The organism is Pseudomonas sp. P1.31 (assembly GCF_001269815.1).
GTDB lineage: Bacteria > Pseudomonadota > Gammaproteobacteria > Pseudomonadales > Pseudomonadaceae > Aquipseudomonas > Aquipseudomonas rustica.
On record NZ_LHVN01000003.1, the window covers coordinates 267,165 to 292,655 of the forward strand.

Here is a 25,491-nt window from a genome sequence, read left to right on the forward strand (position 1 = left end):
TGTCTCCTCAGCAGTCCAGTGGGTTGCGTTTTTCCGGGTCGATGCCGAACTTGGTGATGGCTTCAGCCACAACCTTAGGTTCGATATCACCACGGTCAGCCAGTGCTTCCAGGGCTGCCAACACCACGAAATGACGGTCAACTTCGAAGAAATGACGCAGTTTCTTGCGGCTGTCGCTGCGGCCGAAACCATCGGTGCCGAGGACTTTGAATTCCTTCGACGGTACCCACTGACGGATCTGCTCGGCGAACAGCTTCATGTAGTCGGTAGAGGCGATGACCGGACCTTTACGGCCGTTCAGGCACTCTTCGACGTAGCTCAGCTTAGGCTTCTGGCCCGGCTTCAGACGGTTGCTGCGCTCGACAGCGAGGCCGTCGCGACGCAGTTCGTTGAAGCTGGTAACGCTCCACACGTCAGCGCCAACGTTGAACTCTTCACGCAGGATCTTCGCCGCTTCACGGACTTCACGCAGGATGGTGCCGGAGCCCATCAGCTGTACGTGGTGCGCCGCATCGCGGGTGTCTTCTTCGAGCAGGTACATGCCTTTCTTGATGCCTTCTTCGGCACCGGCCGGCATGGCTGGCTGCTGGTACGACTCGTTCATCACGGTGATGTAATAGAAGATGTCCTGTTGCTCTTCGGTCATCTTCTTCATGCCGTCCTGAATGATCACCGCCAGCTCGTAGCCGTAGGTTGGATCGTAGGTGCGGCAGTTCGGGATGGTTGCAGCCAGCAGGTGGCTGTGACCGTCTTCGTGTTGCAGACCTTCACCGTTCAGGGTGGTACGGCCGGCGGTGCCGCCGATCAGGAAGCCACGGGTACGGCTGTCGCCAGCGGCCCAGGCCAGGTCACCGATACGCTGGAAGCCGAACATCGAGTAGAAGATGTAGAACGGCAGCATCGGCTGGTTGTGGCTGGAGTACGAAGTACCGGCGGCGATGAACGAGCTCATGGCGCCTGCTTCGTTGATGCCTTCTTCAAGGATCTGACCTTTCTGGTCTTCCTTGTAGAACATCACCTGGTCTTTATCGACTGGCTCGTAAAGCTGGCCGACGGACGAGTAGATGCCGAGCTGACGGAACATGCCTTCCATACCGAAAGTACGGGCTTCGTCCGGGATGATCGGAACGATGCGCGGGCCGATTTCCTTGTCCTTGACCAGTTGCGCGAGGATCCGCACGAAGGCCATGGTGGTGGAAATTTCACGGTCGCCGGAACCGTCAAGGATGGCCTTGAGGGTGTCCAGATCCGGCGTCGGCACGCTGAAGCTTTGTGCGCGGCGCTGTGGCACGAAACCGCCCAGTGCAGTGCGACGCTCGCTGAGGTAGCGGGCTTCGGCGCTGTTTGGCTCTGGCTTGAAGAACGGCAGGTTCTCCAGCTCTTCGTCCTTGACCGGGATGTCGAAACGATCGCGGAACAACTTCAGGCTGTCGACGTCGACTTTCTTGGTGTTGTGCGCAGTGTTTTTCGCTTCGCCGGCACCAGTGCCATAACCTTTGATGGTCTTGGCGAGGATGACGGTTGGTTGTTCTTTGTGGTTGACCGCTTCGTGGTACGCCGCATAGACCTTGTACGGGTCGTGGCCGCCACGGTTGAGTTTCCAGATCTCGTCGTCGGACAGATCAGCAACCATCGCCTTGAGTTCTGGCGTGTTGAAGAAGTGCTCGCGAACGAACGCGCCGTCTTTGGCTTTGTAGTTCTGGTACTCGCCGTCGATGACTTCGTCCATGCGACGTTGCAGGATGCCGTCGACGTCTTTGGCCAGCAGCGGGTCCCAGAAACGGCCCCAGATGACTTTGGTCACGTTCCACTGAGCACCGCGGAACACGCCTTCGAGTTCCTGGATGATCTTGCCGTTGCCGCGAACCGGGCCGTCGAGGCGCTGCAGGTTGCAGTTGATGACGAAGATCAGGTTGTCCAGCTTCTCGCGGCCGGCCAGGGAGATGGCGCCCAGAGATTCCGGCTCGTCGCACTCGCCGTCGCCCAGGAAGCACCAGACTTTCTGTTTGCCCGGCTGGATGAAACCGCGGTGTTCCAGGTACTTCATGAAACGTGCCTGGTAGATCGCCTGGATTGGACCCAGACCCATCGATACGGTCGGGAACTGCCAGAAGTCAGGCATCAGCCAAGGGTGCGGGTAGGACGACAGGCCCTGACCGTCGACTTCCTGGCGGAAGTTGTTCATCTGGTCTTCGGTGATGCGGCCTTCCATGAACGCACGGGCGTAAACGCCTGGCGAGGTGTGGCCCTGGAAGTAGATCAGGTCGCCGCCGTGTTCGTCGGTCGGGGCCTGGAAGAAGTAGTTGAAGCCGATGTCATACAGGGTCGCACTGGAAGCGAAGCTGGAGATGTGACCACCGAGGTCGGAATCTTTCAGGTTCGTACGCATTACCATGGCCATCGCGTTCCAGCGTACCAACGAGCGAATGCGGCGTTCCATGAACAGGTCGCCAGGCATGCGTGCTTCGTGGGTTACCGGGATGGTGTTGCGGTAAGGCGTGGTGATGGCGTAAGGGAGCTGCGAACCGCTGCGGGTTGCCAGTTCACCCATACGGGTCATCAGATAGTGAGCACGGTCTTCGCCTTCTTTGTCGAGAACCGATTCCAGGGCGTCCAGCCATTCCTGGGTTTCGACGGGATCGAGGTCTTGCATGGCTTGCTCCAGGGCGGAAAGGCTTCCAGAATCGGTTGCCTGAGTTTGCGACTGGCCTTGTGGGCAGACGATTTAAAATTCTTGGATTGCCGACAGGTTGTTCCGGCGGCGTGTAGTTTTACTACAAATCTTTGAGCATTTCAGCCTTTCGGATGTATAGACGAGTAGTAAAACTACAGATGAAAGGCTTGTGGCCTCTGACTGCGTTGTGAGAATAATCGTTAAGGTTGGTCGATTACCATCCGTAAAAGGTGAAACTTTGATGCTGGATGCTAAAGAAGAAGAAATTTCAGCTATTTCTAACTTTTGTTCGACAGTCCTTCAGGTAGCGGGTTTTCACCATTCACTACAAGCGGCTGATTACACGCCGATCAAGGATAGACCATGACCCTGCCCGTGCTTGCCGAACTGCCTGCCATCCTCCTGCCGTTGGTCACTCGATCCGAACAGTCGTTCCGTACGGCCGTCGCCGAACTGGAAGACGATCACGGCTTCTCGACCTGGACGCCAGAACGCTGGGCGCAGTTCGCCCGCGTCACCGCTGCCAGCGAGTTCGTCATTGAACAGAGCGTTCGTGACCCTTTGATGTTGCTCGCGCTGGTGCAGTCCGGCGAACTCGACCGGCCGTTCGCACCGGGTGAATTGTGTGCGCAGATTTCCGCTGCGGTGAACGCGGCACAGACCGAAGACGAACTCGGTCGCGCCCTGCGTCGCCAACGGGCGCGCCATCAAGTACGGATCATCTGGCGTGACCTCACCCGACAGGCCGATCTGGTGCAGACCTGCCGCGACCTCTCGGACATGGCCGACGCCACCATCGACCAGGCTTATCAATGGTTGTACAGCCGCCATTGCGAACAATTCGGCACGCCGACCGGTCGCCGCAGCGGTGAGCCGCAGCCCATGGTCATCCTTGGCATGGGCAAGCTCGGCGCGGTCGAGCTGAATTTGTCTTCCGACATCGATTTGATTTTCGCCTACCCCGAGGGCGGCGAAACGGTGGGCGTGAAGCGCTCGCTGGATAATCAGGAATTTTTCATTCGTCTCGGCCAGCGCCTGATCAAGGCGCTGGATCCGATGACCGTCGACGGCTTTGTGTTCCGCGTCGACATGCGCCTGCGCCCGTACGGTTCGTCCGGCGCGCTGGTGCTGAGCTTCAATGCGCTGGAACAGTATTACCAGGACCAGGGCCGCGACTGGGAACGCTACGCGATGATCAAGGCGCGGGTGGTGGCCGGCGATCAGGTCGCGGGCGCGCAGTTGCTCGACATGCTGCGGCCATTTGTTTATCGGCGTTATCTGGATTTTTCGGCGATCGAAGCGCTGCGCACCATGAAGCAGCTCATCCAGCAGGAAGTGCGGCGCAAAGGCATGGCCGACAACATCAAGCTCGGCTCGGGCGGAATTCGTGAGGTCGAGTTTATTGCTCAGGCCTTTCAGTTGATCCACGGTGGCCGCGACCTGAGCCTGCAACAGCGTCCTCTATTAAAGGTGTTGAGCACGCTGGAAGGGCAGGGTTATCTGCCGCCGGCAGTGATCAGCGAGTTGCGCGAGGGTTACGAATTTCTGCGTTACACCGAGCATGCGATTCAGGCGATTGCCGACCGTCAGACGCAGATGCTGCCGGACGGCGCGCAGGATCAGGCGCGCATTGCTTTCATGCTCGGGTTTGCCGATTGGGACGCTTTCCACGAGAAGCTGATGTTCTGGCGCGGCCGCGTCGCTTGGCACTTTGCGCAGGTGATTGCCGATCCCGACGAGGAAGAAGGCACCGAAAGCGAAGTGGTGGTCGGCGGTGAATGGTTGCCATTGTGGGAAGAAGAGCAGGACGAAGAGGCGGCTTGCCGACAGTTGGAAGAGGGCGGTTTCGCTGATGCCAGCAAAGCCCTGAAGGCACTGGCCGGTTTGCGTGGAAGCCCGCAATTGCGCGCGATGCAGCGGCTAGGGCGCGAGCGTCTTGATGCGTTTATTCCGCGCCTGTTGGCGCAAGCGGTTGAGCATGCCAATCCGGATCTGGTGCTTGAGCGGGTGTTGCCGCTGGTGGAAGCGGTCGCTCGGCGTTCGGCTTATTTAGTCTTGCTCACGGAAAACCCCGGTGCGCTGCGCCGCTTGCTGACGTTGTGCGCGGCGAGCCCGTGGATTGCTGAGCAGATCACTCGCTTCCCGCTGCTGATGGATGAATTGCTCAACGAAGGGCGTTTGTTCAAGCCGCCCCTGGCGCCGGAATTGGCCGCCGAATTGCGCGAGCGGCTGACGCGAATCCCCGAAGACGACCTCGAACAACAAATGGAAGCGCTGCGTCATTTCAAATTGGCGCACCGTTTGCGCGTCGCCGCTTCGGAAATCGCCGGCAGCCTGCCGTTGATGAAAGTCAGCGATTACCTGACCTGGCTCGCTGAGGCGATTCTTGAGCAAGTGCTGGCCCTGGCCTGGCGCCAGACCGTGGCCAAACACGGCACGCCGCTGCGCACCGACGGCACCTTGTGCGATCCCGGCTTCATCATTGTCGGTTACGGGAAAGTCGGCGGGCTGGAACTGGGGCATGGTTCCGATCTGGATCTGGTGTTTATCCATGACGGTGATCCGCAGGCGGAAACCGACGGGGCGAAACCGATTGATGGCGCGCAGTTCTTTACCCGGCTGGGGCAGCGGATCATTCACTTGCTGACGGCGCAGACCAACTCGGGGCAGCTCTATGAAGTGGATATGCGTCTGCGGCCGTCCGGTGCGTCCGGGCTGTTGGTGAGTTCGCTCGGCGCGTTTGCTCGTTATCAAGAAAATGAAGCGTGGACGTGGGAGCATCAGGCGTTGGTGCGGGCGCGGGTGCTGGTCGGCAGTCAGGATGTCGGTCAGGCGTTCGAGAAAGTTCGCGCGCAGGTGTTGGGCAAATCCCGTGATCTGGCGAAGTTGCAACAGGAAGTAAGCGAGATGCGCGCGAAGATGCGCGACAACCTCGGCACCAAGAGCACCTCGGCCGGTACGGCGGCAAATGCCTTCGACGCCACGGCGCCCTTTGACCTCAAGCAGGACGCCGGAGGTATCGTCGATATTGAATTTATGGTGCAATACGCGGCCCTGGCGTGGTCGCACAACCACCCGCCATTGCTGCGCTGGACCGATAACATCCGCATCACGGAAGAGCTGGAACACGAAGGGCTGATGCCTGCCGAAGACGCCAGCCTGTTGCGCGAGGCCTACAAAGCCTACCGCTCCGCCGCCCACCGGCAGGCCTTGCAGAAGGACCCGGGGGTGATTGCAGGCGACCAGTTTGTTGAAGAACGGCGACAGGTGTTGCGGATCTGGAAAGAGATGGGGCTAAGCTGAACACGCCAATGAAGGCAACGAAATTCAAAAGGTGGGAGCGAGCCTGCTCGCGAAAGCGGAGTGTCAGGCAACATCGATGTTGAATGTGCCGGCCCCTTCGCGAGCAGGCTCACTCCCACAATAGATCTGCGGTGAATCGCAGATGTTGGAACGAATGCAAAACCCTGTGGGAGCGAGCCTGCTCGCGAAGGCGGAGTGTCAGGCAGCATCGATGTTGGATGTGCCGGCCTCTTCGCGAGCAGGCTCACTCCTACAATAGATCTGCGGTGAATCGCAGATGTTGGAACGGATGCAAAACCCTGTAGGAGTGAGCCTGCTCGCGAAAGCGGAGTATCAGGCAACATCGATGTTGGATGTGCTGGCCCCTTCGCGAGCAGGCTCACTCCTACAATAGATCTGCGCTGAAATGCAGATGTTGGAACGGATGCAAAACCCTGTGGGAGCTGGCTTGCCAGCGATAGCGGAGTATCAGACGACAATAATGTTGAATGTGAAGACCCCATTGCGAGCAGGCTCGCTCCCACAGTAGATCTACAGTGTTTGTAGAATTCTCGAGGCGGGGAGGCGTAATTGCCTCCCCGGTTCGTTTTTGGAAACCACATGAATATTCTGATCGTTGGGCCCAGTTGGGTCGGTGACATGGTGATGGCGCAGACACTGTTTCAGTGTCTCAAACAGCGCCACCCGCAATGCGAAATCGACGTGCTGGCCCCCGAGTGGAGCCGGCCGATCCTTGAGCGCATGCCCGAAGTGCGCCAAGCCTTGAGCTTCCCGCTCGGCCATGGCGCGCTGGAATTGGCGACGCGTCGGCGCATCGGCAAATCCCTGCGCGGTCAGTACGATCAGGCGATCCTGCTGCCCAACTCGCTGAAATCGGCGCTGGTGCCGTTCTTCGCCGGCATCCCGAAACGCACCGGCTGGCGTGGCGAATTCCGTTACGGCTTGCTCAACGACGTGCGCACCCTCGATAAAGAACGCTATCCGCTGATGATCGAGCGCTTCATGGCGTTGGCCTATGAGCCGAACGCCGAGCTGCCGAAACCCTATCCACGCCCAAGCCTGCAAATCGACCCGGTCACCCGCGAAGCCGCGCTGGCCAAGTTCGGCCTGAGCCTCGATCGCCCGGTATTGGCCCTGTGCCCCGGCGCCGAATTCGGCGAATCCAAGCGCTGGCCGTCCGAGCACTACGCGAAAGTCGCCGAAGCGCGAATCCGCGAAGGCTGGCAGGTGTGGCTGTTCGGCTCGAAAAACGATCACGCGGTCGGCGAAGACATTCGCGCCCGATTGATCCCGGGCTTGCGCGAAGAATCGGTCAACCTCAGCGGCGGCACCTCGCTGGCCGAGGCCATCGACCTGATGTCCTGCGCCGACTCGGTGGTCTCCAATGACTCCGGCCTGATGCACGTCGCCGCCGCCCTGAATCGTCCACTGGTCGCGGTCTACGGCTCGACCTCGCCGGGCTTCACCCCGCCGTTGGCCGAGCACGTCGAAGTGGTGCGTCTGGGGCTCGATTGCAGCCCATGCTTCGACCGTACCTGCCGCTTCGGCCATTACAACTGCCTGCGCCAGTTGATGCCGGACGCGGTCAACGATGCCTTGCAGAAATTGCAGGGCTCCGTGGTCGAGGTTCATTAAGTTGCGGGTACTGTTGATCAAGACTTCATCGCTGGGCGACGTGATTCATGCGTTGCCGGCGCTGACCGACGCCGCCAGGGCGATCCCCGGGATCAAATTCGACTGGGTCGTGGAAGAAGGCTTCGCCGAGATCCCGACCTGGCACCCGGCCGTCGACAAAGTGATTCCGGTGGCGATCCGCCGCTGGCGCAAAAATATCTGGAAAACCATCACCAGCGGCGAGTGGAAACGCTTCAAACAAAGCGTGCGCGCCAACAAATACGACTTGGTGATCGACGCCCAAGGCCTGCTGAAAAGTGCCTGGCTGACCCGTTACGTCAAAGCGCCGGTGGCCGGACTCGATAAAGGTTCGGCGCGTGAGCCGATGGCCGCGCGTTTTTACGATCGCAAACTGGCCGTGGCCCGTGGGCAACACGCCGTCGAACGCGTGCGCCAACTGTTCGCCATCGCCCTCGGTTACGACCTGCCAAAAGGATTGGGCGACTACGGCCTCAACGTCGAGCGTCTGGTCGAACTGCCACGGAAAAACGCCTTTGTGGTGTTCCTGCACGGCACCACGTGGGACACCAAACACTGGCCGGAAGCCTACTGGCGTGAACTGACCGAACGCGTCGGTTACCTCGGCGTCGGCGTCAAGCTGCCGTGGGGCAATCCGCAGGAAAAAGCTCGCGCCGAACGCATCGCCGCCGGTTTCAAACACGCCGAAGTGCTGCCGAAACTCAATCTGGCCGGCGTCGGCAAAGTCCTCGCCGGGGCGCAAGCCTGCGTGGCGGTGGACACCGGCCTCGGCCATTTGGCGGCGGCACTGGACGTGCCGACCATCTCGCTGTTCGGCCCGACCAACCCGGGCCTGACCGGCGCTTACGGCAAACTGCAGATTCACCTGGCCAGCGACTTCCCGTGCGCGCCGTGCCTGCAAAAGAAATGTACCTATCAACCGACCGCGCAGGATGCCCGTCAGTTTGACCTGAAGCGTGAACAGCCGCTGTGCTTCACGCGTCTGAACCCCGAGCGTGTCGCCAGCCGACTGAGCACGTTGTTAATGGCTGAGGAGCTGCGCTGATGCAATTGGCATTCGTCCTGTACAAATATTTCCCGTTCGGTGGCTTGCAGCGCGACTTCATGCGCATCGCCCTCGAATGCCAGAAACGCGGGCATCAGATCCGCGTCTACACGCTGATCTGGGAAGGCGACGTGCCGCCCGGTTTCGAGGTGCTGGTGGCACCGGTGAAAGCGTTCTTCAATCATCGTCGCAACGAAAAACTCAGCGCATGGATGGAAGCGGATCTGGCCAAGCGCCCGGTTGATCGCCTGATCGGCTTCAACAAGATGCCGGGGCTGGACGTCTATTACGCCGCCGACGGTTGCTTCGAAGACAAGGCGCAGAATCTGCGCAACTCGCTGTACCGCCGCTGGGGCCGCTATCGCCACTTCGCCGAATACGAGCGCGCGGTGTTCGCCAAAGATGCGAAGACTGAAGTGCTGATGATTTCCGAAGTGCAGCAGCCGTTGTTCATCAAGCATTACGACACGCCGCTTGAGCGCTTCCATTTGCTGCCGCCGGGCATCGCTCAGGATCGTCGCCGTCCGGCAGACGCTGACGAAATCCGTGCCGGTTTCCGCGCCGAATTCAATCTGAAGGATGACGAACTGCTGCTGGTGCAAATCGGTTCCGGCTTCAAGACCAAGGGCGTTGATCGCAGCCTGAAAGCACTGGCCGCATTGCCCGCCGAACTGAAGAAGCGCACGCGGCTGTTTGTAATCGGCCAGGATGACCCCAAATTATTCCAGATGCAGAGCGCGACGTTGGGTCTGGGCGATAACGTGACGTTCCTCAAAGGGCGCAGCGATATCCCGCGTTTCCTGCTCGGCGCCGACCTGTTGATCCACCCGGCGTACAACGAAAACACCGGTACAGTGTTGCTTGAAGCGCTGGTCGCCGGCTTGCCGGTGCTGGTCAGCGCGGTCTGCGGTTACGCCCATTACATCGCCGAGGCCGACGCCGGGCGAGTGCTGGACGAGCCGTTCGATCAGGCGCAGTTGACGCAATACCTGACTGACATGTTGAAAGACGACGCTGCACGCGCGGCCTGGAGCCGCAATGGTCTGGCCTTCGCCGAGACGGCCGACCTCTACAGCATGCCGCAGCACGCGGCCGATGTGATTCTGGCGGAGCACGCTTAATGAAGTTGATGCTGGCTGAACCGTTCAAAAGCCTTTGGGCCGGACGCGACCCGTTCGCCGAAGTCGAAGGCTTGCAGGGCGAGGTATACCGCGAGCTGGAAGCACGCCGGACACTGCGCACGGAAGTCGACGGCAACGGATTTTTTGTGAAGATCCACCGTGGCATCGGCTGGGGCGAAATCTTCAAGAACCTGCTGACCGCCAAGCTGCCGGTACTCGGCGCGGGTCAGGAGTGGAAGGCTATCCAGCGTTTGCAGGAAGTCGGCGTGCCGACCATGACCGCCGTTGCGTACGGCGAGAAGGGCAGCAACCCGGCGGATCAGCATTCGTTCATCGTCACCGAAGAGCTGGCGCCGACCGTCAGCCTCGAAGACTTCAGCATCGACTGGATCAAGCAGCCGCCCGAGCCGAAACTCAAGCGCGCGCTGATCGCCGAAGTCGCGCGCATGACCGGCATGATGCACCGCGCCGGCGTCAATCATCGCGACTGCTACATCTGTCACTTCCTGCTGCACACCGATAAACCGGTGACTGCAGACGATTTCAAGCTCTCGGTGATTGATCTGCACCGTGCCCAGACCCGCGCGAAAATTACCCAGCGCTGGCGCAACAAGGATCTGGCCGCGCTGTACTTTTCCGCGCTGGATATCGGCCTGACCCGACGCGACAAGCTGCGTTTCCTCAAGGGTTATTTCCAGCAACCGCTGCGGCAGATTCTCGCCGAAGAAGCGCCGTTGCTGAGCTGGCTCGAAGGCAAGGCCAACAAGCTCTATGCGCGTAAACAGCGCTACGGGGATGCGCTCTGATGGCGGGTTGGATTCTGGAGCCGCAATACAGTGAACTCGCCGAAGATTTTGGCAGCCTCGAAGCGGTGTTCGCCCTGCAAGGCGAACGGCTGACTCGCGATCCGCTGTCGGAAGTCGTCCGGGTCGAGCGCAACGGCGTCAACTATTACGTCAAACGCTATGTCGGCGCCGGTAAAGGCTTGCGCCGTTACCTCGGCAAGCCGCGGGTGAAGATGGAGTGGCAGAACCTCAAGCGCTTCGCCAAGTGGGGCATTCCCACCGCCGAAGTGGTGGCCTGGGGTCTGGAGCGACGCGGCGCGGCGTACGACCGTGGCGCGATGATCACTCGCGAATTGCCGCGCACCGAGGATCTCTCGGCGCTGGCCGAGCGCAACGATCCCAAGCTCAAGGATCGCGCCTGGGTCGATGGCGTCAGCCGGCAGTTGGCCGCTTACACGCGGACGATGCACGATCACCGCTTCACCCATAACGATCTGAAGTGGCGCAACCTGCTGATCGACGATCAGGATCGACTGTTCCTGATCGACTGCCCGAACGGCGATTTCTGGCGCGGTTTCTGGCTCAAGTACCGCATCACCAAGGATCTGGCCTGCCTCGACAAGGTCGCCAAATATCACCTGTCGAACACCCAGCGCCTGCGCTTTTATCTGCAATACCGTGGGCGTGATCGCCTGAATGCCGCTGACAAGAAGCGCATTCGCCACGTGGTGAGATTTTTCGAGGGACGCGAATGACTGATTTTCTGGCCGCTGAAGACCGTGCGCTGCTTGAGCGCCATGGCCTCGGCACCTTCGACGCGCTCTGGGCCAAACAGCTCGAAGCGGTGGACGAGCCGAACACCGACGGTGGCGGCTGGAGCAGCGTGTTTCGTCTGGAGCTGGAAGGGCACGCCTACTACCTCAAGCGCCAGAGCAACTACCTGACGCGCACCTTGCACGCGCCATTCGGCGAGCCGAGTTTTGCCCGTGAGTTTCGCAATATCAGCCGTTACAACACGCTGGGGATTCCGGCGCTGCAAGCGGCTTTTTTCGGCCAGCGCAAGGTCGATGGCGAAGTCCGCGCGATCCTGCTGACCCGCGCCCTCGATGGCTGGGATGATCTTGATTCGTTGTTGCAGCGCTGGCCGGAACTGACCGCCACGCAGCAATCGGCGATCCTCAAGGCCTGCGGGCAACTGGCGCGGCTGCTGCACGGTCTGCGTCAGGTGCACGGCTGTTTTTACCCGAAACATATTTTTTTGCAGGCCGACGGCGCTGAGTATCGCGCGCAGTTGATCGACCTGGAGAAAACCCGGCCACTGCTGTGGGGCATGCGCGATCGGGTCAAGGATCTGGAACCGCTGGTGCGCCGCGCGCCGCAATGGAACGAGGCGCAACTGCGCGAGCTGCTTGCGGCTTATGTCGATCAGGCGACCGACAGTTCGTTGGTCGACGCCTGGGTGACGCGTCTGACCGCGCGGCGCAGTCGCAAGGAGACTCGCTGATGCAGTTGTCCGACCTGAAAAACGCCGGGCGCACGCCAAGTCTGCCGTTGACGATTTCCCTGGCTGATGCCGCCGGGCCTGCCGATTTGCAGCTGCTAAGTCTGCTGCGGGTGCTGCCGGGGCAGCGTTATGTCGGTGCCGGTGTGTGGCGCGGTCGGCCAGTGCTGGCGAAATTGCTGGTCGGCAGCAAAGCGGCGCGGCATTTTCAGCGTGAACTCAATGGCGTGAAGCTGCTGGCGGCGCAAGGCTTGACCACGCCGCTGCTGTTGGCCGATGGCTTGAAGGAAGGCGAGGGCGGCTGGCTGCTGTTCGAATTCCTTGAAGATGCGGAAAGCCTTGGTGATGCCTGGCAACAGGTTGAGTCGTTGCCGGTGCTGGCGGATGAACAATCGGCGGTGCTGGGCGACGCACTCGGCGCGATTGCGCAGTTGCACAGCAAAGGCCTGTGGCAGGAAGACCTGCACCTCGACAATCTGCTGCGCCATGGCGGCCAGTTGTACTTGATCGACGGTGCTGGCATCTGCGCGGAAACCGCAGGTCAGCCGTTGTCGCGGCAGAAAGTGCTGGAAAATCTCGGGGTGTTTTTCGCCCAGTTGCCCAAGGCGCTGGAGCCGTTCACTGAAGAATTGCTGGTGTATTACCTGCTAAGTAACGGCGAACACGCGTTGCCGCTGGAAGCGTTGCAGAAGCAGATCGACAAAGTGCGCGCCTGGCGTTTGCGCGATTACCTGATCAAGGTCGGTCGCGAGTGCACGCTGTTTGCCGTGCAGCGCGGAGCATTCGCGCTACGTGCTATTCGTCGTGAGGAAGAAGCGGCGATGGCGCCGGTGCTGGAACAGGCCGATGCGTTGCTCGATCAGGGCCATTTGTACAAAACCGGTGGCGCCGCGAGTGTCGGCAAGGTCGACGTGGCCGGGCGCACACTGGTGATCAAACGCTACAACATCAAGAATTTTGCTCATTGGCTCAAACGCTTTTGGCGTCCGAGCCGCGCCTGGCATTCATGGCGTGAAGGCAATCGTCTGGCGTTCCTCGGCATCGCCACGCCGAAGCCGCTGGCCGTGCTGGAAAAACGTTTCCTGTGGCTGCGCAGCCGCGCGTATCTGATCACCGAATACCTGCCGGGCCCGGACATCATCGAGCGCTTTGCGCCGTATGTTGAAAACGGCAACGCGCCGGAATCCGAGCTGCAGGCGCTGGATCAGTTGTTCGCGCGCCTGATCGCCGAACGCATCAGCCATGGCGACTTCAAGGGCCACAACCTGTTCTGGCAGGACGATCGCTGGGCGCTGATCGATCTCGACTCAATGTGCCAACACCGCTCCCTCGGCAGCTTCGCCCCGGCCTACGCCCGCGACCGCGCACGCTTCATGCGCAACTGGCCCGAGAGCAGCGCGCTGTATCAAGTGATTGATCAGCGCTTGCCGAAAAGTATTGATCGAGTCTGAAGACTTAAAAGATCGCAGCCTTCGGCAGCTCCTACATTTGGAATGCGATTTCCTGTAGATACTCTGTTTACGGTCAAGCTTTTGCGAGGTCTTTTGCGCTAAAAAGCTTGGCCGTATCGAAATCTTCTCCGGCTTGCATGCAAGCCCACAGGCCGGTCAGGTATTTGCGCATCACGGCGACGATGGCCTGCATCTTTCTCTTTCCTCGCCCGATCAGCGCTTCGTAATAGGCTTTCACGTTGCTGTCGCAACGAATGGCGGTCAGCGCTGGCATGTACATCGCTGAGCGTAGGTAGGCGTTTCCGCCCTTACTTATCCGTCCAGGTTTATCGATGCTGGTACCTGATTGCGTAAGCCGCACATCGAGTCCTGCATGTCGGCTGACCTGCGCGGATTTAAGCGTCACCGGCAAAGTCGTCAATTCAGCCAGTGCCGCAAATACTGAAATTTCGCCCATCCCCGGCGCTGCGATCATGTGCCCGAACTGGGCGCTTAACGTCGGGCAATTGTCGATCAGTGCCCGGCCTGCGAGCCTGAAACGCTCGATTCGCTTGTCGAAGGCCTCAATGGCTTCTTCTTCGTCTTCAATCAACATCGTCAGGGTTGTTTGAGTAGCCTTCAGCGCATGCAGCTCGTTCTTGGCTCGGGTGCGATGACATGTCAGACGATTGATATGCCTTCCGATAGCCCGCAACTCCAGCTGTATGGCTGTAGGTGGAGTCCACAATCTTGGGCTCATGCGCTCGCCGTATTCAGCTAGCAATTGGGCATCGATTGCATCGGTTTTGCTGTTTTTCAGCATCAGCTTGGCGAAGTTATGAAAGCTCTTCGGATTGATAACCGAAACGGGCAAACCCGCCGCAGCGAGCTCCATGGCCAAATCCAGGTAATAGATGCCGGTGGCTTCCATCACCACGGATAAAGGCTTGAGTTCGAGCAACTTGTTGACCGCCGCCTTACGCCCTGCGGGTGTTTGGTCGATGTTGCAGGCGCCTGCAAAACGACCGTCGTTACGCCAACCCATGGCGGTCGTGCGAGACCCCACATCCAAACCGACATGCATGCTCATGCTTTCAACTCCGAGTGAACTGGGTTAAAAATGCTTCCTGGTTCCCCTGACCTCGAACTTCATGCCACTGCAACCTTGTAATGCGAAGTCCGACTCGTCGGCTTCTCGATACTCTTCGTGGTGGGCAATGAGGCGGGGGGACCTCTCTACAGACAAGGTCAGGAGCAAGTCCTGCCTTTAGGAGCGATCGGTCTCCCCCAGAAAAACATCTTCGTATGTCCGCACCAGTGAGCCTAGATCTCAATTGACTGGTGTGAGGGCAACATACAAGGAGCTGCCGAAGGCTGCGATCTTTTGATCCTCACCGCTGTTCGGCAAATAGCTCTGGGTCATTCCCGCCACGTTTACGCTATAATCCCGCCCTTTAGCTGTCACTCGCCCGGTGCGAGGGCACTTCAATTTTCAAGGCGCCTTGCGCCTGCATGCAGACTAAAGAGGCTAGACCCCTGTGGCATTGACGATTCTTGGCCTGTCCGGCGCCCTTAGCCATGATCCTTCAGCAGCCTTGTACATCGACGGCAAGTTGGTGGCGGCGGCTGAGGAAGAGCGCTTCGTACGCGATAAGCATGCAAAGAACCGCATGCCCTACGAATCGGCGAAGTTCTGCCTTGAGCAGGCTGGCATCAAGCCGTCCGACGTTGACGTGGTAGCGATTCCGTTCGCACCGATCAGCCTGTTCGGCGAGGCGCGCTGGCACTACGCCAAGCGCTACTGGTACGCACCGGATCGCGCTCTTGACGCGATTCTGATGGGCAACCGCCGCTACAAGCGCTATCGCAACAAGATCGTCTGGTGCCTGGAGCAACTGGGTTTTGATCCGAAAAAGATCAAGATCGAGCCGGTCGAGCACCACCTGGCTCACGCCTCCAGCGCCTACCACTGCTCGGGTTTCCAAGAGAAAACCGCGATCCTCGGCATCGACGGCAAGGGTGAGTACGCCACGACCTTCTTCGGTTACGGCGAAAACGGCAAGATCCACAAGATCAAGGAATTCTTCGATCCGGACTCCCTCGGCGGCCTGTACGGCGCGATCACCGAGTTCCTCGGTTTCGAGATGCTCGACGGTGAGTTCAAGGTCATGGGCATGGCGCCGTACGGCGACGCCAGCAAATATGATTTCTCGCGTCTGGCCTCGTTCGAGAACGGCGAGCTGGTGATCAACACCGACTACGCCAACGTGATCGGCCTGCGTCGCTACAAAGAGAAGGGCAAAGGCTTCTACTTCTCGCCGAAGCTGATCGAATGGCTGGGCCCGAAACGCGAAGGCGACATCGCTGACGAGCCGTACATTCACTACGCCGCGAGCATGCAAGCGCTGTTCGAAAAGATCTCGCTGCAGATGATCGACCACTACCTGGGCGACATCCTCAAGGAAACCGGCAAACTCGCGTTCGCCGGTGGCTGTGCGTTGAACGTCAAGCTCAACCAGAAAATCATCGCCCGCGATGACGTTAAAGAGTTGTTCGTACAACCTGCGTCCGGCGATGCCGGCACCGCTGTTGGCGCCGCCGCTTACGTGTCGCACGCCCGTGGCGTACCGGTCGAGAAGATGGAACACGTCTACCTCGGGCCGTCGTACAGCAACGAAGACGTGATCGCCGCGTGCGCCCGTCACGAGAACAAGCCGACCTGGCGCAAGCTCGACAACATGCCTGAGCAGATCGCCAAGATCATGGTCGATGGCAACCCGGTGGCCTGGTTCCAGGGCCGCATGGAGTTCGGTCCGCGCGCACTCGGTGGTCGTTCGATCATCGGTTGCCCGAGCATTCCCGGCGTGGCAGACCGCATCAACCACCAGATCAAGTTCCGCGAGCGCTGGAGGCCTTTCTGCCCGTCGATGCTCGACACCGTCGCGCCACAGATGATCAAGATCGATCACCCGGCGCCGTTCATGACCTTCACTTTCGAAGTCGCGGATGAGTGGAAAACCCGTGTGCCGGAAGTCGTCCATGAAGACGGTACGTCCCGTGCCCAGGTGCTCAAGCGCGAATACAACCCGCGCTACTACGACATGATGAAAGCGCTCGAAGTCCTCACCGGCAACGGTGTGTCGCTGAACACCTCGCTCAACCGTCGTGGCGAACCGATGATCTGCTCGCCGACCGACGCGCTGAACATGTTCTTCGGCTCCGATCTGCAGTACCTGATCATGGAAGACATTCTGGTGGTCAAAGAGGGCGCAAACGCTTATGACTCGCTCGGCTGAACGCCATGTGTTGCAGTTCTGTCACGGCTATGACGGGCCGTTCCTCGACTGCGCACGGCAGTACGCCAGCCTGTTCGCGGGCACCGGTTATCGGGTGACCACGGTCTTTCTGACCGGGGCCGCCGATAGCGAGGTGGCCGCAGCGTGTGCCTCCGATGAAGTGTTGTTCATGGAATACAGCTCCAAGGCCATTCGTGGCCTGAAGCTGGGCGCCATCGGCGATCTGCGCAAGATCGCCGCTTCACGCAATTTCAGTTTCTGCATCGCCCATCGTTTCAAGCCGATCTACATCGCCTTGCTCGGCACGTCGCTGCCGGTGATTGGCGTGCACCACGCGTTTGGTGATTACCAACGTCGTACGCGCAAACTGTTCGCGCACATTTTCCGTAAACGTCTGAGCCTGCTCGGTGTGTCCGACGCGGTACGTGACGACATGCGTCGTTGCCTGCCGAAGTGGCCGCAAACGCGGATTCAGACGCTGTACAACCGTATCGATCTGCCTGCGCTGCAATTTGCCCAGGTGTCCGCCCGCGAAGCCCGCGAGACCCTGGGGCTGGCGGCGGATGCGTGGATTGTCGGCAACGTTGGTCGACTGCACCCGGACAAGGATCAGGCGACATTGCTGCGAGGTTTCGCCGCCGCGTTGCCGGGGTTGCCCGAGAACAGCCAACTGGTGATTCTCGGCAAGGGCCGTCTGGAACAGGATCTCAAAGAGCTGGCGCTAGAGCTGGGTATCGGCGATCGCGTGCTGTTCCTCGGTCAGGTGCCGGACGCACGCAATTACTTCCGCGCCTTCAATGTTTTCGCGCTGAGCTCCGATCACGAACCGTTCGGCATGGTGCTGCTGGAGGCCATGGCCGCCGGCGTACCGTTGCTGGCCACCGCATGTGGCGGGGCGAAGGAAGTGGTCGAAGGCGTGGGTATTCTGTTCCCGCTGGGTGATGCCGAGCGCCTTGCCCAAGGCTTGCAACATTTGGCTGGTATGGATGATCAACAGCGCCATCAGTGCGCCGAGATGATGCTCGAACGTCTGCGTGAGCAATTCTCCGACCGTGCGGTGCGCGACACCTTCTGGCGTCTGCCGCAAGTTATCGATCTGGCACCGAGGGGCTGATGCTCAACCGATTCCAAGGCTGGCGCGAACGTGGCTGGTCGCCCGTTGACGCCTCGACCTATGCAACCACTTGGCAGCGTTTCGGCGGCAGTGTCGCCACGCATCCGCTGGTGGTTGAGCGTCTGGCCGATCTGGCTGGCATCCCGGTGCGCTATCTGGCCTGGGAGCAGCAAGGCGAAATCAAAGCGGCGATCCCGACCTGGGGCCGTGATCTCGCGCTGTCCAAGGACGTGCTCAAGCGCAACGGCAAAAAAGGCCTGTTCGACCTCGGTAACGCCGAGTTGATCCTGCCGGCCGCCGTCGATGTCCAAGCCCCCCTGCGCCATCGCGCGCGCTACCTGTCGGCGCTCAACGAAAGTCGCTTCAGCGGCATGAAGTTGCAGACCGAGCAACTGGCCATGGCCCGCACCCCGGAAGAACTGTCGAAGAAGTTTCGCTACAACCAGCGCCGCGAATTGCGTCTGCTGGAAGAGGCGGGCGGCGTGGTGCGTCCGGTCAGCGACTTTTCCAGCGTTGAGCTGGCGGCGATCTACTGCGATCTGTTTCAGCGCCGCTGGGGTTTCCCCGCTACCGGCGCGGCGCGCATGGCCGATGTGATCGAGCTGTTGCGTGAGTTGCTGATCGGTTCGGTGATCTTCCTCAACGAGGCGCCGATTGCCATTCAATTGGTGTACCGCGTCGAAGCGCCGGAGTGGATTAGCGTTGAATACATCAACGGCGGCGTCGACCCCGAAACCCGTGAATTCAGTCCCGGCAGCGTGTTGAGTTTCCTCAATACGCAAAGTGCCTGGGAACATGCGCGCGCGCTGAACAAGCCGTTGCGCTTTTCCTTCGGTCGCGCCGACCGTGAATACAAGGATCGCTGGTGCAATCCTGTGCCGGTGTTCACCGTATGAGCCCGCCCATGAGCCGCAAACAGCAACTGCTCAAGCGCCACCGGCGCAACAAACGTATCGGCCTGCTGATTGCGTTGATCGTGTTGATCGCGATCGGCGTTTTGGTCGCCTGGTGGTTGCCGCTGCTGCTCGCGGTGATCGGCTGGGTCGCCCATGAGGCGTGGTTTGCCGATCACCTGTTCTATTCGCCAAAAGACGATTACCAGTACAGCTTTCCACCGTTTACGCCACAGCCGAAAGTGCATCTGAACGGCGAGCAATTGCGTCTGGATGACGGCGTGATGGTGATGGATGACGCCACGCTGATTCTCGCGGTGCAGGTCAAAAGCACGTGGCTGGGCCGCTTCTTCGATCCGCGTATCGAATTGGTGGGCGGTACAAATCCTGACGCGCAAACCTTCGAGCGTGGCGTCAAAGGCCTGCGTTATCTGAACCTCAGCGGTCAGGCGCAAGCCTTGTCGCAAGGTGTGCTGCGCTTGCGCGGGCGCTTCTGTCGCGTCTCCGGTGAACCGGTTTTGTGGGCGTTGGAGCAAACCGATTATCGCCGTTCACGAGTGATGGTCATCGCACCGCACGCCGACGACGCCGAGCTGGCTGCCTACGGTTTGTACAGCCAGGCCGATGAAGCCTGGATCGTCACCCTGACCGCCGGCGAAATCGAAGCCGAGCATTATCAGCAGATGGGCCTGAACAAGGTCGAAGCCGCGCGGCTCAAGGGCCGGTTGCGCGCCTGGGACAGCCTCGCCGTGCCGCGCTGGGCCGGTGTGCCGGCGGAGAACTGCGTGCAACTCGGTTACTTCTGTCTGCAACTGGCAGCGATGCAGGCGGCGCCGAATCAAGCGATGGCTTCACGCGAAGCCGATCTGAGCGATACCCGTCTGTTCCGCCAGTTGAACCCGTTCAGCTTGCCGAGCGATGTCGATGGCGCGCCGACCTGGAACAATCTGCTGGCCGACCTGCGCGAAGTGCTGCTGCGCGCACGTCCGGACGTGATCGTCCTGCCGCATCCGACGCTGGATCCGCATCCTGATCATCTGTGCAGCCAGCAAGCCGTGCTGCAAGTGCTGAACACTCTGGACTGGCAGCCAACCCTGCTCGGCTACGCCAACCATTTGCACGACAACGATCGCTGGCCGATGGGCAATGCCGGTGCAGGCATCGCGCTGCCGCCAGCGTTCGATGGCGCCGTGCCGATGCAGCCGCTGTGCCTGCCACTGACCATCGAACAGCAACGCGACAAAGCCATGGCGCTGGGCATGATGCATGACTTGCAGCCGCCAGCGCCGTTCAAACGCCGTTTGCGCCGCGTGATCCAGCGTTTGCTGGCCGGTCGCGCGCCGTCGGTGTACGGCGAAAACGAATTTTTTCGAAAAGCGGTCAGACGCCAGGAATTGCTGTGGCTGCTGAAACCGGGTGAATCAGGCGTTAATCGGGGAGAGTTATGAGTCAACGGTCGAAGGTGCTGCAGTTGCAGCCTGACTACAACGTCAAAGCCCATGATTTCGCTGACCTTGCCGAGCAGATCGTCAAGGCGTTGCCGTCGGATCGCTATCAAATCACCGCAGCGTTCCTGCGTGGCAAACCCGCGCCCGGTGAGCCGGTCAGCCGCGCCGATCGCTCGGTGTATTTCGAGTTTTCCGACAAATCCCTGAAAGGCATGCGCCTGCGTGCGATGTGGGAACTGTACAAGTTCTGCCGCCGCGAGAAGTTCGACGTCGTCATCTGCAACCGCTTCAAACCGGTGAACATGATGCTCACCCTGAACCGCTGGTTGAAGGTGCCGCTGTGCATTGGCATCTCCCATGGTTTCGGCGAGTACGACCGCTTCTATCGTCGTCGTCAGACTCAACGACTGATCGACCGCCACTGGCGTTTCGTCGGTGTCTCGCCTGCGGTTAAGCAGTACCTGCTGGACTGCAATTGCGGCTTCACCGATCAGAATACTTACGCCATCACCAACGCCATCGACATCGAACAGGCCGAAGGTTTGCAGCACAGCCGCGAAAAGGCGCGTGAGCTGCTCGGCATCGACCCGAATGTGCGCCTGATCGGCGCGCTGGGACGGCTGGTTTCGGTCAAGGGTCACACTTATCTGTTGCAGGCTTTTGCCGCGCTGAAAGACAAATACCCGAACACGCAGTTGGCAATCATCGGTGCCGGGCGCTTGCAAGCACCGCTGGCTGCCGAGATCGAACAACTGGGTTTGAAGGGTCGCGCGCACTTGCTGGGTTTCAAGGAAAACGCGCTGCAATACGTGCGAGCATTTGATATCTGGACGATGCCGTCGCTGGCCGAAGGTTTGGGTCTGGCCTTGCTGGAAGGCATGAGCGGACATTTGCCGGTGATCGCCTCGAACGTGCCAGCGATGGTGCCGCTGATTGAAGGCGCTGGCGGTCTGGCGATTACGCCCAAGGATGTGCCGAGTATTGTCGCGGCGCTGGATCAGTACCTCGCGCTGTCCGATGACGAACTCAAGGCCAAGGGCGAGCAAGCCTACCGCTATCTGCAGGAACAACATGACATCGAGGTGTTCCGTCAGGAATACCTGGATCTGATCGACTCAGGCCTGGAACAAGCGCGCAAGGTGCAGCCATGAGCGAACAAGAAGCCAATGCCCTCGTCACCGTGATCATCGCCTCGTACAACCACGGCCCGTACATCGAGGAGAGCATCCTCAGTGTCATCAATCAGACCTACCAGAACATCGAACTGCTGGTGGTCGATGATGGCTCGAAGGACGACAGCGTCGAGCGCATCAATGCCTTGCAGGCGCATTACGGTTTCGATTTCCGTGTGCAGCAGAATCAGGGCCTGACCAATACGCTCAATGGCGCCATCGCGCGGGCCAAGGGTAGCTTGATCGTGCCATTCGGCTCCGACGACATCATGTACCCGGAGCGCATCGCGATTCAGGTGGCGTACATGGACGGCAAGCCGGAAGTGGGGATTTGTGCCGGCAACATCGAATTGATGGACGCCGACGGCAACCTCTATCCGGAAAAGCGTCAGCGTCGCGATGTGCCGTTCCGTCGTCTGGATTTCGACGACATGTTTCTTGAGCGCAAACCTTATCCGCCAGCCCCGACCCTGATGATTCGCCGCGAAGCGCTGGACAAGGTCGGTGGCTTCGACCCGACGATTCGCCTCGAAGACCTCTACATCGAACTGAAGGTGACCCGCGCCGGTTACTTTATCGATGGCTTGAACGTGGTCATGGCACGCTATCGCAAGCACGCGACCAACTCGTACAAGAACCATCGCTTCATGATCGAAAGCATTCTGCGCATCTATGCGTTGTTCAGCGATCATCCGCTGTACGACGAAGTGCGCTACAAGTCGCTGAATTCGATGTTCCTGAAAACCGCCAACCGCAATCGCAAGCTGGCGTGGGAGCTGCTGAAGCAGATCCCGTTCAAGGCCTGGAACAAGAAGACTTGGCGCGGTCTTGGGCGGTTGCTGTTTTCGCCGCAGGAAAAGGGCTGAAACAGCGGTCGCCCGCGCTTAGCGGGCGACTTTCTCCGAGAGCTGCTTATCGCCTTTCTGCCGCGAGCGAATCCACTGCAGCACCTTCTTGCCGGCGGCCATGCCCGGCAACTCGATGTACAGAAAGCTCAGGCTGCTGATCAGAATCAGCAGGCAGGTGCAGATCGCGATCAGCGGCAGATAGACATCCGCATCCCGCGCATCCAGATTCAGCAGCAGCGGCAGACGCTGCACCATCAGCCACAACACAAAACCGTGCAGCAGATAGGTGCTGTAGCTGATCTCGCCGAGCCAGCGGATGCTGCGTGGCTTGAGCGCACCGAACAGGCTGTTGCCCGACGCCACGATCACGAAAAACAATGACAGCAGGAACAGCGGCCCGGTCTTGAACGCACGATTGAACGCGGTGAAGGCAATCACCAGCGCCAACACGGCAATCACGCCCGCCAGACGTGTGCGGCTCCAGGCCACCAGCGCAGGCTTGCGAATCCAGTACGCCGCGGCGATGCCACCGAGAAAACTGGCGAGGAAGTGTTTCTTCAGCGAGTGCTCCCAGCCGACCACTTGATACAGCGCGTAAATGCCGATCAGGCACAGCACCACTTGTATCCAGCTGCCGCGATAGATGAACACCATCCCGGCCAGTGGCAGCGCCAGATAGAAGAACACTTCATAGGCCAGCGTCCAGGTGACGTTGGAAATCAGCATGCCGGTTTGCGGGTATTGGTTGATGTCCGGACGGTCGAAGGTCAGCCACGCCAGAATCTGTTTGAACAGGGCGCTGCCAGGCTCTTTCAGTTCCCAGTTCTGCAAATGGAACACGGTGACGAAGACGATCAACATCAGCGGCAGGTACAGCGGATACAGGCGAAACACCCGTGAAATGCCGAAGGCCAGCCAGTCGTGCTGACGCCCTTGGGTCAGCAGACGGTTCCAGAACAGGAAGCCGGTGATCATGAAAAACAGCGCAACGCTGCCTTGGCCGATCATCGAGTAGAAGTTGCTCGGCGGAAATCCGAACTCTCCGGTGCGCAGAAAGATCCAGGTAATGACGGCGTGGTGCACGAACACACCAAACGCCAGGTAGCCGCGCAGGCCATCGATGCTGGCATAGCGGCTTTCACCGGAATGCTGCAGGTGACGGGCGATTTTCGGCACGACGCGCAGTAAAAGCGCGGCGGACACGATGGCCAGCAGATAGGCTGCCAGCGCAATGAGGGGGTTGGTTTCGATCATCAATGAACTCGAGCCGCAGTGTTGCCGGCCAGCACTTGCCTGTGCAGATTATCCACCGCAGATTGCGACGCCATGACGGCGTAGCCCTGGAGTAATGCTTCGAAGTGGTCTTCGAACAACCAGCGTTTGTCGACGGTATAGCGCTGCATATGGCGCAAATTTCGCTGGCGCAGGGCCAGACTGAGCGGGCTAGGGTAAACGCGCAGGTCGGCCAGATCAATCAAGCCGAACTCGCCATCCTCCAGCACCAGCACGTTGCCCAAGTGCAGAGAGCGGAAATAGACGCCTTTCTCGTGCAATTGCGCCATGAACTTGCCAAAGCGTTCCACCAGCGCCTGACGAACGGCAGGAGCGGTAATGCTCTGCAATACCTGACGCAGCGTATGGCCGGGCAGGGGGGCGTAGTGCACGGCGCTGCTGCCATCGTCGAGGCGATAAAGATTGAGCACTTGCGGGGTGGGAATGCCCATAAGGCGCAACTGTTCGCTGTTGACGGCAAAGCGCTCTGAATAGGGATTGAAGCTGCCCGAGGTGTACCAGCGGCGACGGCGGAACAGTTTGAGGAAGCTGCCATCGGTCAGGCGCAGGACTTTCGGGCCGAGGCCGTCTTCTTCGATGACCTGAGCGTCAAGGCTCATCTGCTGCAGGTCGCTCGCGTTGAGTTTTTGTACCGGTAGGGTCAATAGACGGCGCGCGCGTTGGTTGATGCTCACCGCCGCAATCAGTGCCAACGGGATCCACAGCAGAAACCAGTGTTCCTTGGGGCGCGAAATGATCCCGCCGCCTTCGGTAAGTCCGGCACCGATGCCAAAGATCAGCAGTGTCGAGGCGACGATCAACAGCGGTTGTACGCGCTGACGCCAACTGCTCAGCAGGCCGCGGAAAATAAAGAACAGCCACGGCACCAGACCGACAATGCCGACGTAATACAGCACACCCAGGACAAAGCTGTGTGGCTCCTGGAAATTGATGCCGACGCCGGGGTCGACGGACAACGTGGCGCTGTAACCATGTCCGATCCAGGGATGGTCGGCAATCATGTGCAGTACTTGCTTCCAGATTTCCAGTCGATACGAATCGCCACGTTCGATGATCATTTGTGCAAACAGGACGGCGACCGTCACGCCGCTAAGGGCCAGGCCGATCAACAAGCCCACCGAGCGGCGGTTCCAGCAAATGAAGCACAGCCACAACGCGGCCATGGTCAGCGCCACGAGCGGCGTTCTGGAGCCGGTGCCAATGACCGCCATGAACATGATTGCCATTGCCGGCACACTCAGCCACATCATCTGGCGGCGTTTGCAGGTCATGGTTACGCTCAGCCAATAGGCGCTGAAGAAACCGAACAGGTGCGAGCTGAGCAGTGGGTTGTCAAAAGCGCCACCGCCGATCAGACGCATGCCCGGCTCGTAAATATTGGCGAATCTGAACAGGAACCACGTCGTTGCGACCAACGCCACTAACGCGGCGCCGAACAGCAGAGGTTGCAGGATCTCACTGCGATAACGCACCAGCAGATAGGTGCCGGCAAACAGCAGCAAGGTGTGCAATGACGGTTTGAACATCCCGGCGAGGCCTTCTTCGCGCGGCCCCCAACTGAGGCTGAGCAATGCCCAGGCGACAAACACCAGCAGTGCGACAAAAATCGGTTCGCGCAGCAACTCTTTGAGTTCGCGCGGGCGCAGGCACAAAGCGATCAAGGTCGGAATGCTGAACAAGCCGTAAAACAGCTTGTGATGCAGACTTCGGCCCGGCAAAAAGAACAGCGCGCACAGGAGCAGAAAATAGCCGACGGGAAGTATCCACAGGCTAATGAAGTCGAAGACTCGATTGGACGTACTGCTGAAGCCGCGAAGTTGCATGCTGTGAGATTCAATCCTGAAGAAGTTGATCGACCATTCGGATGATGGCTATTTGATGCTTAAAACGGTGTCTAACAATAACAGCCTTTCGC

At 59.7% G+C, this 25,491-nt stretch carries 18 protein-coding genes; 14 read left to right on the forward strand and 4 right to left on the reverse strand.

What is annotated here, in order from left to right; genetic code table 11:
- Window positions 1-7 precede the first annotated feature (7 nt).
- Complete coding sequence (gene aceE / locus AD669_RS01975; protein WP_008081364.1) at window positions 8-2,653, reverse strand: pyruvate dehydrogenase (acetyl-transferring), homodimeric type; 2,646 nt, start codon at window positions 2,651-2,653, stop codon at window positions 8-10.
- Between the two features lie 384 nt (window positions 2,654-3,037).
- Between aceE and glnE the strand changes: the two genes are divergently transcribed.
- The 8 genes from glnE (at window position 3,038) to AD669_RS02015 (ending at window position 13,533) form a co-directional block, all read left to right on the forward strand.
- Complete coding sequence (gene glnE / locus AD669_RS01980; RefSeq protein WP_053116713.1) at window positions 3,038-5,977, forward strand: bifunctional [glutamate--ammonia ligase]-adenylyl-L-tyrosine phosphorylase/[glutamate--ammonia-ligase] adenylyltransferase; 2,940 nt, start codon at window positions 3,038-3,040, stop codon at window positions 5,975-5,977.
- A 600-nt stretch (window positions 5,978-6,577) separates the two neighbouring features.
- Complete coding sequence (gene waaF / locus AD669_RS01985) at window positions 6,578-7,612, forward strand: lipopolysaccharide heptosyltransferase II (RefSeq protein ID WP_053116714.1); 1,035 nt, start codon at window positions 6,578-6,580, stop codon at window positions 7,610-7,612.
- 1 nt (window position 7,613) lies between these two features.
- The gene (gene waaC, locus AD669_RS01990; RefSeq protein ID WP_053116715.1) at window positions 7,614-8,675 is read left to right on the forward strand and encodes a lipopolysaccharide heptosyltransferase I; all 1,062 of its coding nucleotides are present in this window, start codon (window positions 7,614-7,616) and stop codon (window positions 8,673-8,675) included.
- Window positions 8,675-9,796 carry a glycosyltransferase family 4 protein gene (locus AD669_RS01995; RefSeq protein WP_053116716.1) on the forward strand — a complete coding sequence of 374 codons (1,122 nt, stop codon included), beginning with the start codon at window positions 8,675-8,677 and terminating at the stop codon, window positions 9,794-9,796. Before waaC ends, AD669_RS01995 begins: the two co-directional genes overlap by 1 nt.
- Window positions 9,796-10,602 (forward strand): lipopolysaccharide core heptose(I) kinase RfaP, encoded by an 807-nt coding sequence (gene rfaP, locus AD669_RS02000; protein ID WP_053116717.1) that lies wholly within the window; start codon window positions 9,796-9,798, stop codon window positions 10,600-10,602. The genes AD669_RS01995 and rfaP overlap by 1 nt, the downstream gene beginning before the upstream one ends.
- Window positions 10,602-11,336: a lipopolysaccharide kinase InaA family protein gene (locus AD669_RS02005; RefSeq protein WP_053116718.1), complete on the forward strand. Its 735-nt coding sequence runs from the start codon at window positions 10,602-10,604 to the stop codon at window positions 11,334-11,336. The genes rfaP and AD669_RS02005 overlap by 1 nt, the downstream gene beginning before the upstream one ends.
- A complete protein-coding gene (locus AD669_RS02010) occupies window positions 11,333-12,085 on the forward strand; it encodes a lipopolysaccharide kinase InaA family protein (protein ID WP_053116719.1) in 753 nt (250 codons plus the stop codon). The genes AD669_RS02005 and AD669_RS02010 overlap by 4 nt, the downstream gene beginning before the upstream one ends.
- Window positions 12,085-13,533, forward strand: a complete 1,449-nt coding sequence (locus tag AD669_RS02015) for a lipopolysaccharide kinase InaA family protein (protein ID WP_053116720.1) — start codon at window positions 12,085-12,087, stop codon at window positions 13,531-13,533. The genes AD669_RS02010 and AD669_RS02015 overlap by 1 nt, the downstream gene beginning before the upstream one ends.
- A 73-nt stretch (window positions 13,534-13,606) precedes the next feature.
- On the opposite strand, the gene AD669_RS02020 is transcribed toward AD669_RS02015, so the two are convergent.
- Window positions 13,607-14,602: an IS110 family transposase gene (locus tag AD669_RS02020; RefSeq protein ID WP_053116721.1), complete on the reverse strand. Its 996-nt coding sequence runs from the start codon at window positions 14,600-14,602 to the stop codon at window positions 13,607-13,609.
- 448 nt (window positions 14,603-15,050) lie between these two features.
- On the opposite strand from AD669_RS02020, the gene AD669_RS02025 reads away from it, so the two are divergent.
- The 6 genes from AD669_RS02025 to AD669_RS02050 are packed head-to-tail and all read left to right on the forward strand — an operon-like array spanning window position 15,051 to window position 22,301.
- On the forward strand, window positions 15,051-16,808 hold the full coding sequence (locus AD669_RS02025; protein ID WP_008079282.1) for a carbamoyltransferase: 1,758 nt from the start codon (window positions 15,051-15,053) through the stop codon (window positions 16,806-16,808).
- The gene (locus AD669_RS02030) at window positions 16,792-17,922 is read left to right on the forward strand and encodes a glycosyltransferase (RefSeq protein WP_053116722.1); all 1,131 of its coding nucleotides are present in this window, start codon (window positions 16,792-16,794) and stop codon (window positions 17,920-17,922) included. Before AD669_RS02025 ends, AD669_RS02030 begins: the two co-directional genes overlap by 17 nt.
- A complete protein-coding gene (locus AD669_RS02035) occupies window positions 17,922-18,818 on the forward strand; it encodes an antimicrobial resistance protein Mig-14 (protein ID WP_053116723.1) in 897 nt (298 codons plus the stop codon). The genes AD669_RS02030 and AD669_RS02035 overlap by 1 nt, the downstream gene beginning before the upstream one ends.
- Window positions 18,819-18,826: 8 nt before the next feature.
- A complete protein-coding gene (locus AD669_RS02040; protein ID WP_053116724.1) occupies window positions 18,827-20,263 on the forward strand; it encodes a PIG-L family deacetylase in 1,437 nt (478 codons plus the stop codon).
- Window positions 20,260-21,414 (forward strand): glycosyltransferase family 4 protein, encoded by a 1,155-nt coding sequence (locus AD669_RS02045; RefSeq protein ID WP_053116725.1) that lies wholly within the window; start codon window positions 20,260-20,262, stop codon window positions 21,412-21,414. The genes AD669_RS02040 and AD669_RS02045 overlap by 4 nt, the downstream gene beginning before the upstream one ends.
- Window positions 21,411-22,301 (forward strand): glycosyltransferase, encoded by an 891-nt coding sequence (locus AD669_RS02050; protein ID WP_053116726.1) that lies wholly within the window; start codon window positions 21,411-21,413, stop codon window positions 22,299-22,301. Before AD669_RS02045 ends, AD669_RS02050 begins: the two co-directional genes overlap by 4 nt.
- Before the next feature lie 18 nt (window positions 22,302-22,319).
- Here the strand turns inward: AD669_RS02050 and AD669_RS02055 are convergent, their stop codons facing one another.
- The gene (locus AD669_RS02055; RefSeq protein ID WP_053116727.1) at window positions 22,320-23,537 is read right to left on the reverse strand and encodes an acyltransferase; all 1,218 of its coding nucleotides are present in this window, start codon (window positions 23,535-23,537) and stop codon (window positions 22,320-22,322) included.
- Window positions 23,537-25,399, reverse strand: coding sequence for a bifunctional O-antigen ligase/aminoglycoside phosphotransferase family protein (locus tag AD669_RS02060; protein ID WP_053116728.1), 1,863 nt, complete (start codon window positions 25,397-25,399; stop codon window positions 23,537-23,539). The genes AD669_RS02055 and AD669_RS02060 overlap by 1 nt, the downstream gene beginning before the upstream one ends.
- Between the last annotated feature and the right edge of the window lie 92 nt (window positions 25,400-25,491).